This window comes from Pseudoxanthomonas sp. LjRoot204_2 (genome assembly GCF_056175765.1).
In genome coordinates this window covers 1-12554 of record NZ_JBGFFG010000076.1, presented here as the reverse complement: position 1 = coordinate 12554, position 12554 = coordinate 1, and the positions used below count along the sequence as shown (strand labels likewise).

Here is a 12554-nt window from a genome sequence, read left to right as displayed (position 1 = left end):
GGCCGACGACGATCACGTCGGCGGCGGTGTAGCGGGTCATCATGCCCAGCAACGTCGACTTGCCGACACCGGAGCCGGCGAACAGGCCGACGCGCTGGCCACGGCCGATCGGCAGCAGGGCGTTGATCGCGCGCACGCCGACGTCGAGCGGCTGGGTGATGGGTTCGCGCGAAAGCGGATTGATCGCGATGCCGGCGAGGCTGACGCTGCCCTCGGCGCGGATCGGGCCGCGTCCGTCGAGCGGCACGCCATCGCTGTCGATGACGCGGCCCAGCAGGCCTTCGCCGACTTCCACGCCGCCACGACGGCGCGAGGGCACCACGCGCGCATTGGGCAGCAGTCCGTGCAGTTCGGCGCTGGGCATCAGGTAGGTGCGTTCGCCGGAGAAACCGACGACTTCCGCATCCACCCAGCCGCCGTCGACGACTTCCACCTTGCAGGTGGCGCCCATCGGCGCTTCGCAGCCGATGGCTTCCAGGGTCAGGCCGACGGCGCGGCGCAGGATGCCTTCGCGGATCAGGCCGCGGCCACCGAGCTCGGGGTTGATCTGCGACAGCCGCGCGGACAGGCGCAGGTCGCGGGCGGTCAGCCATTCCAGCGGCTGGGCACTCATGCCCGCGCTCCCCGGTTGAGCACGGTGTCCAGCGCGCCGCGCAGGCGGGCTTCCAGCGTGCCGTCGATGCGCACACTTTCCGCATGCACGCGCAGGTCGCCCCGGCTCAGCGAAGTGTCGGCGGTCAGGCGCGTATGCGCCGTCATTGCCAGCACCGGCGTCAGTGCGGCGATGTCGTCCGGATGCAGGCGCAGTTCGACTTCGCGCTGCGAACCGCCCACGGCATCCAGCGCGGAGGTCGCCAGTTCCTGCAGCAACACCGGATCGGTCTGGTACGCGCGCCCGACCAGGGCACCGGCGATGCGCACGGCGAGTTCGGAGAGCGCGGCGACGACCTCATTCTCCAGACGGTCGAGCGGACGCGAGAAATTGTCGAGGATGCCCTCCATCTGCGCGGCGAGGCGGCGCACCTCGGACTGGCCCTGTGCGAATCCGTCGGCATGGCCTTCGGCGAGGCCGCGTTCCAGGCCCTCGCGATGGGCAGCGTCCTGGATGGCCTGGATCTCGTCCAGCGTCGGCGGCACCAGCGGCGGTGCCTCCTGTTCGGCGGCGGCATCGGACACGACCACGTCGAGCGGTGCCGGCATCCAGCGCAGGGGCGAGGGCGCGCTCATACCATTTCCTCGGCGCTGGCGGTCAGGGCGATGACGCCCTGGTCAGCCAGGCGGCGCACGATGGCGAGGATTTCCTTCTGCGCGCCTTCCACGTCGGACAGGCGCACCGGGCCGCGCGCTTCCATGTCCTCGAGCAGGATCTGTGCGGCACGCTGCGACATGTTGCGGGTGATCTTTTCCTTGACCTTGGCGTCGGCCCCACGCAGCGCCAGGCCCAGGCGGTCGTTCGGAACTTCGCGCAGCAGCGCCTGCAGCTCGCGGTCTCCGAGTTCGGCCAGGTTGTCGAAGACGAACATCAGGTCCTGGATGCGCGCGCCCAGGTCGGCGTCGACCTGGGTGATGCTGCCCAGGATCACCTGGTCCTGGCCCGAATCCATGAAGTTCAGGATGTTCGCCGCCACCTTCACGCCCCCGATGCTGGAGGCCTTGAGGTTCTGGTTGCCGGCGAACTGGCGCTCCATGATTTCGTTGAGCTCGTTCAGCGCGTTCGGCGGGATGCCGTCCAGCGTGGCGATGCGCAGCAGCACGTCGGTGCGGGTGCGCTCGGGCAGCAGCTTGAGCGTATCGGCGGCCTGGTCGCTGTCCAGGTGGGCCAGCACGATGGCGATGATCTGCGGGTGCTCGTTGCGCACCAGGTCGGCGATGGCACGCGGGTCCATCCACTTCAGCGTGTCCAGCCCGGTGGTGTTAAGCTCGAGATCACCTGCCTGACCTCCTCGCGGCTGATGCCGGAGATGGTGGCCATGGCGATGCCGAGCTTCTGCACCTCCTTGGCGTTCATGTGCTTGAGCACCTCGGCGGCGTCCTCCTCGCCCWGCGAGAGCAGCAGCACGGCGGCGCGCTGCACACCGGTCAGCGTGTTGTCCTGCGCGTTACTCATCGCTGGCCACCCAGTCCTTGACCACCTGTGCGACCTGCTTGGAGTCGGTCTTCACCGCTTCCCGCGCCTGGCGCAGGCGGTCTTCGTAAGCATCGGAGGGCAGGGCGCGCAACGGTGGCGCGTGCTCGTGCGAGAGCGTGGCGACCACGCCGTCTTCGTCTTCCGCGTGCACCACGTTGACGTCGATCCCGTCGTCCTCGTGCTTCAGCTTGGCGGTCGGGCTGATGATCTGGCGCATGGCCGGGCGCAGCACGCCGAACAGCAGTGCGACGACCACCAGCGCGCCCAGCCCGTAGCGCGCGATGTCGCGCACCATCGGGTTGTGCAGCCACGGGCTTTCCCAGAATGGAACGTCCGAGGGCGCTTCGGTCTCGCGCACGAAAGGTGCGTTCATCACCGACACCGAGTCGCCGCGCGCCGCGTCGAAGCCCACGGCCTCCTTCACCAGCGCTTCGATGCGGRCCAGCGTCGCGGCGTCCAGCGCCGTCATCACCACCTTGCCGTTCTCGCCGGTGCGCGGCACGTGGTCGACCAGCACCGCGGCGGTGACGCGGCGCACGCGGCCCGCGGGCTGGCGCGTGTGCTGCAGGGTGCGGTCCATCTCGAAGTTGCGGGTGGCGCTGCTGCTGGTTTCCACCGGGGCGGCGGGGTTCGGCGCGGCGGCGGCATTCGGGCCCGGCGGCGTGTTGCTGGTGGCGCCGGGTACGCCTTCCGGGCCGGTGGCGGCGACGCTGTTCTGGCTGACCTGCTCGCTGCGGATCTTGGCCGGGTCGTTGGCGAAGGTTTCGCGCGCTTCTTCGGTGACGGAGAAGTCCATGTCCACGGCGACCTCCGCATTGACGCGGCCGGGGCCGGTCAGCGGTTCCAGCAGTTCGCGGATGCGTTCGTTGAAGGACGTTTCCAGTTTGCGCACGCGCTCGAACTGGGCGGCGTTGAGCGCGGCCTCGCTGTTCGGGTCGCTGATGGTCAGCATGCGGCCGCTCTGGTCGACCACGGTGACGCGCTCCGGGGCCAGGTCGGGGATCGAGGACGAGACCAGGTGGACGATGGCATCGACCTGGTTGCGCTCCAGCATCGTGCCCGAGCGCAGGTCCAGCACCACGGACGCGCTGGCCACTTCGCGCTGCCGGGTGAACGCGCTGGGCTTGGGGATGGCCAGGTGCACGCGGGCGTCGCGCACCGGACGCAGCGTGGTGATGGTGCGGACCAGTTCGGTTTCCAGTGCGTGCTGGTAGCGCGCGTTCTCGACGAACTGGCTGACGCCGAAGCCGGGATCGCGTTCCATCATCTCGAAGCCGAGGCGGCCGCTTTCGGCCAGGCCGGCGCCGGCCAGCTTCAGGCGGGCATCGTGCAGGTTTTCTTCGGGCACGGAGATCGCGCCGCTGGCCTGGTCCAGCTGGAAGGGGATCTGCGCCGCGCGCAGCATGTCGGTGGCTTCGGCGGTGGCCTTGGCGTCCAGGCCGGTGTACAGCGGGGTGTAGGCCGGCTTCTGCGACCAGAAGAACACCATCATGCCCACCGCCACCGCACCGGCGATCAGCAGCAGCGTGCCCATCTGCTTGAACACGCGGGCGTCCTGCATCTTGGTCAGCGCCGCGCCGGCCTTGTCGGCGGTCAGCGATTCCTTCAGGGCTTCCTTGGACAGCGTGAGGGCCATGGCGACGGGTCGGTTCTAGGAGAAGGAAAGGGAAGGTGGGTGCCGCATCACAGCGGCATGTTCATCACGTCCTGGTAGGCCTGCACCAGGCGATTGCGGACCTCGACGGTGGCGCGGAAAGCGACCTGCGATTGCTGGGCGGCCACCATCACCCGCGCCAGGTCGGCGCGCGGGTCGCCGAGTTCGAAGGCCTGGGCCAGCGCGCCGGACGTCTTCTGCGCGTTGTTCACGCCCTCGAGCGCGTTCTGCAGGGTGTCGCCGAAGCTGGGCGCCTTGACGCCCGGCTGCTCCAGTCCCACCCGCCCCGGGCCGATCGCGCCCGGATTCGGCATCGGCTCCAGTGCGCGGGTACCGACCTGGTGCTGGTAGCTGCGGATCTGCGAGAGGATGGAAGTGACGTCGGACATGGGCGGGTGCTTCGGTCGTCGGGTGTCTTGCGTAGTCGGTTGCAAGACCCGTGCCGGAAACCGCGCCCGGGGCCAGTCAGTTTTCCGTCGCCAGCGCCACGTCTTCGCGCTCGATGCCGTACTTGCGCAGCTTTTCCACCAGCGTGGTGCGGCGCAGGCCCAGCAACTGGGCCGCATGCGCGACCACGCCGCCGGCGCGGTCCAGCGCGTCGCGGATCAGGTTCAGTTCGATCTGCGCGATGTGCTCGCGCAGGTCGATGCCGGCTTCGGGCAGGCGATCGGCGGGCGTCACGGCCGCCGCCACGATGGCCGACGGGGCGGGTGCGGTGGCGGCCGGCGCAGGCGCTGCGACGACGGTAGGCGCGGCCGGCACCTCGACGCCTTCCGGCTGGTAGCGCTTCGGCAGGTCGGCCACGCGCACCAGGCCGCCKGGATGCAGCACGGCAAGACGCTCGACCAGGTTGGTGAGCTCGCGCACGTTGCCCGGCCAGGCGTACAGGCGCAGCGCCTGCAGCGTCTCGCTGGCGAAGCGCACTTCGCCGCGGCCGGTGCGCGAGAGCTGCGCGGCGATGGTCATCACCAGGTCGGGCAGGTCGTCGGCGCGCTCGCGCAGCGCGGGCATCTCGATGGGGAACACGTTGAGCCGGTAGAACAGGTCTTCGCGGAAGTGGCCGTCGGCGATACGCGCTTCCAGGTTGCGGTGGGTGGCGGCGATCACGCGCACGTTGCAGCGGATGGTCTGGTTGCCGCCGACGCGCTCGAAGCTGCGTTCCTGCAGCACGCGCAGCAGCTTGACCTGCATCGGCAGGCTCATGTCGCCGATCTCGTCCAGCAGCAGCGTGCCGCCTTCGGCCATTTCGAAGCGGCCCTTGCGGGCGGTCAGCGCGCCGGTGAAGGCGCCKTYCTCGTRGCCGAACAGCTCGCTCTCCAGCAGGTCCGGCGGGATGGCGCCGCAATTGATGGCCACGAACGGGCCGTCGCGACGCGGCGACTGGTCGTGGATGGCGCGGGCCACCACTTCCTTGCCGGTACCGGACTCGCCGAGCACCAGCACGGTGGTGTCGAAGGTGGCAACCTGCTCGATCATGCGGCGCAGCCGGGTGACCGCGGGACTGTTGCCGGTCGGGCCGCTGGTGCTGACCTGCTGGGCCTGGTGTTCGGTATCCAGCCGCTTCAGGCTGGCGCGGCGCAGGCAGGCTTCCAGCTGGGCGTGGCGGATGGGGCTTTCCAGCGCCCAGACCCCGGCCTCGTGCAGGCCGTGGGCGGCCGCGAAGCCCGCGGTGTCGCCTTCCAGCAGCAGCACCGGCGGGGGCAGCGGGGCCTTGCCCAGCCACGCGAAGAAGCCGTCGGCGGCCTTCTGGTCGTCGAGCGAACCGACCACCACCGCCAGCCAGTCGTGCTGCCGGGCGCGGCGGACATCCACGTCACCGGCGCTGGAGACCCAGCGGGGCGTCAGGTCCATGAATTCGAGCAGTCCGGCCAGGCGTTCGGCACGCGTGGCGTCGGCGTCGATGACGAGGATGCGGGATTCACTCATGGCGGCGGTCTTTGAATTTTTCGAGGATGGGCAAGACTTCCTGGATGTAGGAAAGCTTGCTGACGAAGTCGTCGGCGCCGGCGCGCATCGCGTGTTCGCGGTGTTCCGCGTCGTCGAAGTGGCTGGCGATGACGATGAAGGGCGGGGCGTCCTGCGTCTTGATCAGGCGGGTGGCCTGCAGGCCGCCCATTTCCGGCATGGCCAGGTCCATCAGCACCACGTCCGGACGCAGGGTCTCGGAGCGTTCGATGGCTTCCAGGCCATTGCTGGCACGGCCCACGATGTCCAGCCATTCCACCTTGCGCAGGTGGCGCAGGGCGGCATTGATGAAACCTTCGTGGTCGTCCACCAGCAGTACGGTGATCTTGCTCATTGCGGTCGTGCTCCGTTATCCAGCCTTGGCCAAGACGGATACGGTAGCGCGTCGGCGTTCCCGGGCGGGAGCGATATCGAGTTGTTCACGGTACTTGGCGACGGTCCGGCGGGCGATATGGATGCCCTGGCGCGCCAGCAGGCCGGCGATGGCCTCGTCGGCCAGCGGCTTGCCCGCCGGTTCGGAATCGATCAGGCGGCGGACCATCGCGCGGACGGCCGGGCCGGACACGTTGGCGCCTTCCAGACGTACCGCGAAGAAGTGCTTCAGCTCGAACGTGCCGCGCGGGGTCTGCATGTACTTGCCGGTGGTGATGCGCGAGACGGTGGACTCGTGCATGCCGATGGCATCGGCGATCTCCTTCAGCGTCAGCGGGGCCATCGCTTCGTCGCCCTGGGTCAGGAAGCCCGCCTGGCGTTCGACGATGGCGCGCGCGGTGCGCAGCAGGGTGTCGTAGCGGATGGAGAGGCCACGGGTCAGCCAGCGCGCCTCCTGCAGCAGTTCGCGCAACTTGCCGGCGCCTTCGGACGGCTCGACCTGGTCCAGGGCGCGTTCCTGCATGGCGTTGACGCGGACGCGCGGGGTGGTGGCCGGGTTCAGTGCCACGCGCCACGCGCAGTCGGCGTGCCAGGCCACCACGTCCGGCACGATGTAACCGGTCGGGGCAGGCGCCAGCGACGCGCCCGGGCGCGCATCCAGCGACAGCACCAGCCGCACGCCTTCCATGACCTGGTCCAGGTCGAGCTCCAGCAGGCGGGCGAGGGCGTCGTACTCGTGCGCGGCCAGCAGGGCCATGCCGTCGGTGACGATGCGGCGCGCGACGTGGCGGGCGGGCACGCGCCCCTGCAGGCAGTCCAGCTGTACCAGCAGGCATTCGCGCACGTCGGCCGCGGTCAGGCCGGGGAACTCGCCGCGCAGCAGGCGCTCGCGCAGGGCGAGTGCGGCGCCGGTGGTGAGGTCGAAGCGCGCCGACGCCAGCAGCGCCAGCGTATCGGGTGCCTGCTCCAGGTAGCCGGCGTCGTTGGTGTGCTCCAGCCAGAACGCGACCACGTCGAGCGCACGATCGTCCAGTTCCAGCGCCAGGCGGTCCAGCACGCGGACGTGCGGGTCGCTGGATTCACCGGCCTCGACGCGCTGCATGCGGTCGTCGTCGCCGTCCTGCCAGCCGGCACCGGCCACGTCCCACAGGTTCGATTCGGGAAGTTCGTCGAACGCGGCCGTTTCCAGCGTCGCCACGTCCTGTGCGGGGAGCACCTCGATGTCACCGGCCGGGTCGGCGTCCTGTACTTCCTCCACTTCGAGCAGCGGATTGAGGTCCAGTGCCCGGCGCACCTCCATCTCCAGCTGCAGGCCGTCCAGCTGCAGCAGCCGGATCGACTGCAGCAGTTGCGGCGTCAGGTGGAGTTGCTGCCCGAGCTGGGTGGAAAGTCCCGTCTTCATTCCCGTGATCCCCGATTCGATGGCATGCCGAGCTGGCTTCACATCGTGTTGACACTGTGCGGGTCGGGTGACGGAAAAAAAATCAGGGCGTTTCTGGTCGTGCTGCGGGCACGCCCCACCTGCCGTCAGGGTTTCCCCTACGACGTCGGTTCAATGGCGGAGGCAGGCGCCCGGAAGGGCGTGGCGATAACGGAATTCCGTCACGGAAGCGGTGTCGCTCCCGGGATACTGCAAGGCTCAGGCCAGTTCGTTCTGGTGGCGCGCGGCCAGCAGCAGCAGATCGTTGGCGCGGCGGCAGCCCAGCGATTCCATCATCCGCGCGCGGTGCGTTTCGACGGTCTTGACGCTGATGCCGAGCTGGGCGGCGATTTCCTTGCTGCTCATGCCGCTGCCGAGCTGGCGCAGGATTTCGCGCTGGCGCGGCGAGAGTGCGGCGATGCCGGTCGGACGCTGCGGGTTGAGCATCGGCGCCAGCATCTTCGACGACACCTGCGGGCTCAGGAATACCTGGCCGTCGGCGGCCGCACGCAACGCGAGTTCCAGTTCCATCGGCGCGGCTTCCTTCACCACGAAGCCGGCGCAGCCGCGATCGAGCGCCACGCGTACCTGGGTGGGATCGTTGTGCATCGACATCATCACCACGCGCGTCTGCGGCAGCGATTCGCGCAACAGGGGCAGCAGGTCCAGGCCACTGCGGTCGGGCAGGGACAGGTCCAGCAGGATCAGGTCGGGGCGGTGGATCGCCGCCATGTCGAGCGCCTGTTGGGCATTGCAGGCCTCGGCCACGACATCGACGTCGGGCAGGGCCTGCAGCAGCCGGCCGATGCCGGCGCGGACCAGGGTGTGGTCGTCGACGATGAGTACACGCACGGGAGAAATCAGTCGTTGTCGCGTTGCAGGATCAAGTCACCATAACGGTGCACGTGCGCGGCGCCAATTCATAATCGCGATGGAGCGGTGAAAGCACGACGCACGTCACGCTTGCGGCGTCCGTGTCCCGCCGAAAACAGCGAATACCGCAGATTGTCGACGTGACGCGCGCACGGCCGCTGGTGCGCTCCCGGACGATCTGCGCGAAACGCGTTTACGTCCGGCTGGCCAGCTGCCGTGCTTCGGCGACCTGGCGGCGATGCAGGCGGAACAGGTGACGGTCCAGCGCTTCCGCCAGGCCGGCATTCAGGGCATCGAACTGCAGCCACAGGTGGAACAGTCCCTGCGATCCCTCGACATGGTCCAGCACGGTCGCCGGCAACTCGATCTGGTCGCTCAGCCACGTCGCCGGTTGTACCGTGACGATGCCGGGCGTACCGCTTGCGCAGGCGGGCAGCGAGGCCGCGTCCAGGCGAATGCCCCGATGCGACCAGCGCAGGCCGGTCACGGGAAGCGCGGCTTCGTGGCGGCGTGAGAGCCGGCCCAGCAGCGAGAGCACCAGGTCCAGCTTGGCTTCGATGCGCTGCTGCGTGGGCGTGGATTCCTTGCGTTCTTCCGGATCGTCGCCGCGGACGTCTTCGGCGACGGCCAATCCCTTCAGCAGCGCTTCCGAGGGTGCCTGCATCAACGCGCGCTGGCCGGCGTCGAAGCGCGCCGGCAGCACGACGTCACAGGTGAGCGCGCCATCGAAGAGCGCGTGCTCGGCGGGGTGCTCGACCAGCACGATCGGGGTAGTCATGGCTCATCCCTCGACGACGGACAGGTACGCGCGCGCGGCACGATCCGCGCGTTGCGTGGCGTGCATGCGTACGCGCGCCTGCTCGCGGGCGTCCTGCATGCTCTTCTGCAGTTCCAGCTGCGCGCGCAGCAGGACGGCCAGCGCGTCGTAGCCTGCGCTCCGGCCGCCGTCGGCATGGAGGAAGGCGCGCACGTCGTGGTCGTGGCGATTGAGCAGGCGCTCCACGTCTTCCAGTTCACCGGCGTGCAGGGCGCGACGCATGGCGTCCAGCTGGGCGAACAGCTCGTCGAGGGCCGGCGCGGTGCTCATCCTGCCGCGGCCATCGCCGGGACCTGGCGCTGCTCGTTGGGAATGGCGTTCCACGCTGACTCGATTTCGCCCAGCAGGTCCAGCGATTCGCGCAGGGCGGCGGGATCGTTGTGGAGGTTGGCTTCGATCAGGCGCGTCTGCACGTAGTCGTAAAGGGCCGACAGGCTGCCGGCGATCTCGCCGCCCGCCTCGTGGTCGAGCGAGCCGTTGAGGTGGCCGATGATGGCGCTGACTTCGCCGATGGCCTTGCCCTTGCGGGCCAGGTCGCCGCGCATCACGCAGGCTTCCGCCAGGCGCAGGCGCTCGCAGGCGCCCGCCAGCAGCAGGGCGACCAGACGGTGCGGATCCGCTTCCATCACGGCGCTGCTGAGGCCGGTGTTGCGGTACTGCGCGGCGTAGGACTGAAGTGACATTCCATTTCTCCTGGGGATCCGGTCGGGGAGGCGGTCCGGACCCGCGGTGATTAACTGCTCGTCTGAGCGGTGAGCGACGCCAGTTGCTGGGCGAGGGCGGAACTGGTGGTGTTCATCTGCGAAATCATGCTGTCCAGCGCCACGAACTGCGCCTTGTAGCGGTTGCCGACGGCCTCCATGCGCGCATCCAGTGCGGTGCGCTGCGTGGCGACATCCTTGATCTGCGCGTTCAGCCCGTTGGTGCGCAGGGTGAACGCGCCATCGGTGCCCACATAGCTGCTGACCGCGGTCTGCAGCCGGCCGGCGAACGCGGTGTCGCCGGTGAAGGCGGTGCGGATCTTCTCCGGGTCAGCCGTCAGGGCCGCGGTGAACTTGCTGCTGTCGAACACAAGCGTGCCGTCGGAGGTCGGATAACCCTTGGTCTGCAGGCCGATCGTCTTCGCATCCAGTCCCTGCGCCGCCAGGCCGCCGAGCAGGTCGCCCATCAGGTTGCGCAACTGGCCGGCCGCGCTGCGCATCTGCGCGTCGCCGGTCAGCGCCGAAGGCTCGTTGCTTTCGGCGTTGTACTTGGTGCTGGCGTTGATCGCGCCGATGGCGGTGTTGTACGCGGTCACGACATCCTGCATCAGCTTGCTGGCGGCCGCGGTGTCGGTCGATACGGTGACCGTGCTGGTGCCCTTGGTCTTCAGGTCGAGGGTCAGGCCGGGCACCGCTTCGGTGATCTTGTTGGTGCTGGCGGTGACGGTCAGACCATCGATGAGCACTTCGGCATCCGCGGCCGGCACGCGTTCCTGCAGGCTGGTGGCGAGCGACTGCAGGTCGCTGCCGCCCGAGGCGAARGTCAGGGTGATGCCGTTCGCGGCGCCGGTCTTGTCCGAGGACACCGACAGGTACTGGCCGTCATTGGAGGTCAGCACGCTCGCCTGCACGCCCTTGCTGCGGGCGACGTCGTTGATGGCGCTGCGCACGTCCTGGAGGGTTGCGCCCTCGGCGATGTCGATGGCCAGCGACTCGCCGCCGACGGTCAGCGTCAATTGCCCGGCGCCGAAGGTCTGGGTGGCGCCGACCGGGGTGTTGGTGATCCATTTGTTGGCGGTGGCCAGCTCGACCACCTCAACGTTGTAGATGCCGTTGGGCGTGCCGCTGGCGACGCTGGCCCCGGCGACCGTGTCGGTGCCGGACTTGACCGAGCGCACGTCGAACGCGGTGGCGGACTTCAGGGCCTTGAGCGCGGTATCAAGCGTGCTGAAGGCGGAACTGACGGTGCCGATGGCCGAGAGCTTGAACTTTGCCTGGCTCTCGATGCGGTTCAGGCGATTGTCGGCGGGCTTGCGATCGGCCGCGACCAGCTGTTCGACCATGCCGGTGATGTCCAGCCCCGAACCGATGCCGCCGTAACCCAGCGAATAATCTGCCATTGCCCTGTCTCCTGTCTGACCCTTTCCGCAAAAAGGGGAGGCCGGGCGGGCCGCCATCCGATCACGAATGGGACCCGCCCGTGCAGTACCAATAACGGCCCGGCTGAGCCGTTCTTTAGCCGCATTTCTCCGTCTCCCACCGCCGCCGTGGGTCCGGCGTGCTGGTAAGAAATGCGGTCGACGGCGGTGATGCAGGGTTTGTGCCAGTGGGGTGGCGAGTGAGCGGAGAGGCGCGGGGACCGAATGGAGGCGAATGCTGCCGAGCCGGCTGGACGCGTTTGCTCACGCCTCACGCGTCACACTCACTCCTGCAAAAAAAAGACCCCCGCCGTTGCCGGCAGGGGTTGGGGTACTGCCAAACGGAGGGAGACGAATCCGTCCGTGACGACAGGGAACTACTAAGGAGCAGACGGGCGGCCGCGTATCAGCGCAGCAGGGACATCACGTTCTGGGGCACCTGGTTGGCCTGGGCGAGCATGGCCGTACCGGCCTGCTGCAGGATCTGGGTGCGGGTCAGTTCGGCGGTTTCCTTGGCGAAGTCGGTGTCGCGGATGCGGCTGCGCGAGGCGGCCAGGTTTTCCGAGCTGGTCTGCAGGTTGGCGACCACCGAGGTGAAGCGGTTCTGCACCGCACCCAGGTCGGCGCGGGCCGAGTTCACCACGGTCAGCGCCTTGTCGACGATGGTCACGGCGCGTGAGGCATTGAGGTACGACGTGACGTCAAGGTCGGACAGGCCCTTGATCTCGCCGGCGCCGGGCGTACCGCCATTCACGCCGGTGCCGGAGGTGATGCCGGCGACGCCGCTGGTGCCGTAGACGATGTTGATCGCAGCGGGCGCGCCGCTTGCGTTCACGGCTTCACCTACCGTGTAGAACGCGCCGGTCGTACCCGTGGATTCGGCGTAGATGCCATGCTCGCCGACCTTGGCGTTGATCGCGCCCATCACCTTGGCGGTGACCTGTGCCCCGGTCTCGCCAGCTTTCACGTCGACATCGTCGATGGCGATCGTCTTGCCGGCGGAATTGGTCACCGAGATCGCCGTGATCTTGCCGTCGGCGGTCGCCGTACCGGTCATGACGTTGACACCGCCGGTGGAGCCGAATTGCGCCTTGCCAAGCGAGGCGGCCTTGGCGTCGACGGTCTTGTCGATGGCGATGGCCTGGCCGGCATTGGCGCCCACCTGGAACAGCTGGCTGGAGAACGAACCGTCCAGCAGCTTGGTGC

At 68.7% G+C, this 12554-nt stretch carries 12 protein-coding genes and 2 pseudogenes; all 14 read right to left on the bottom strand.

Annotated features, from left to right (window positions below):
* Positions 1-613: pseudogene (locus AC04L7_RS05595) on the bottom strand (flagellum-specific ATP synthase FliI); the annotation flags it as partial.
* Positions 610-1227 (bottom strand): FliH/SctL family protein, encoded by a 618-nt coding sequence (locus AC04L7_RS05590; RefSeq protein WP_435998902.1) that lies wholly within the window; start codon positions 1225-1227, stop codon positions 610-612. The gene AC04L7_RS05590 and the pseudogene AC04L7_RS05595, both read right to left, overlap by 4 nt.
* Positions 1224-2083: pseudogene (gene fliG, locus AC04L7_RS05585) on the bottom strand (flagellar motor switch protein FliG). Before fliG ends, AC04L7_RS05590 begins: the two are co-directional and overlap by 4 nt.
* A gap of 16 nt (positions 2084-2099) precedes the next feature.
* Complete coding sequence (gene fliF / locus AC04L7_RS05580; RefSeq protein ID WP_475512659.1) at positions 2100-3764, bottom strand: flagellar basal-body MS-ring/collar protein FliF; 1665 nt, start codon at positions 3762-3764, stop codon at positions 2100-2102.
* 47 nt (positions 3765-3811) lie between these two features.
* Complete coding sequence (gene fliE, locus AC04L7_RS05575; RefSeq protein WP_296281105.1) at positions 3812-4171, bottom strand: flagellar hook-basal body complex protein FliE; 360 nt, start codon at positions 4169-4171, stop codon at positions 3812-3814.
* Between the two features lie 76 nt (positions 4172-4247).
* Positions 4248-5708: a sigma-54 dependent transcriptional regulator gene (locus tag AC04L7_RS05570; RefSeq protein ID WP_475512658.1), complete on the bottom strand. Its 1461-nt coding sequence runs from the start codon at positions 5706-5708 to the stop codon at positions 4248-4250.
* The gene (locus AC04L7_RS05565) at positions 5701-6081 is read right to left on the bottom strand and encodes a response regulator (protein ID WP_055944547.1); all 381 of its coding nucleotides are present in this window, start codon (positions 6079-6081) and stop codon (positions 5701-5703) included. The genes AC04L7_RS05570 and AC04L7_RS05565 overlap by 8 nt, the downstream gene beginning before the upstream one ends.
* 15 nt (positions 6082-6096) lie before the next feature.
* Positions 6097-7521, bottom strand: coding sequence for an RNA polymerase factor sigma-54 (rpoN, locus tag AC04L7_RS05560; RefSeq protein ID WP_435998895.1), 1425 nt, complete (start codon positions 7519-7521; stop codon positions 6097-6099).
* 237 nt (positions 7522-7758) lie between these two features.
* Entirely contained in the window at positions 7759-8391 is a 633-nt protein-coding gene (locus tag AC04L7_RS05555) for a response regulator (RefSeq protein WP_296281099.1), read from the bottom strand.
* A gap of 214 nt (positions 8392-8605) precedes the next feature.
* Positions 8606-9190: a PilZ domain-containing protein gene (locus AC04L7_RS05550; protein WP_296281097.1), complete on the bottom strand. Its 585-nt coding sequence runs from the start codon at positions 9188-9190 to the stop codon at positions 8606-8608.
* Positions 9191-9193: 3 nt separating this feature from the next.
* Positions 9194-9499, bottom strand: coding sequence for a hypothetical protein (locus AC04L7_RS05545; RefSeq protein WP_299343745.1), 306 nt, complete (start codon positions 9497-9499; stop codon positions 9194-9196).
* Positions 9496-9912, bottom strand: a complete 417-nt coding sequence (gene fliS, locus AC04L7_RS05540) for a flagellar export chaperone FliS (RefSeq protein ID WP_296281094.1) — start codon at positions 9910-9912, stop codon at positions 9496-9498. Before fliS ends, AC04L7_RS05545 begins: the two co-directional genes overlap by 4 nt.
* A gap of 50 nt (positions 9913-9962) precedes the next feature.
* A complete protein-coding gene (gene fliD / locus AC04L7_RS05535) occupies positions 9963-11330 on the bottom strand; it encodes a flagellar filament capping protein FliD (protein ID WP_435998892.1) in 1368 nt (455 codons plus the stop codon).
* Between the two features lie 424 nt (positions 11331-11754).
* A partial coding sequence (locus AC04L7_RS05530) for a flagellin (protein WP_475512657.1) occupies positions 11755-12554 on the bottom strand: 800 nt, incomplete at its 5' end.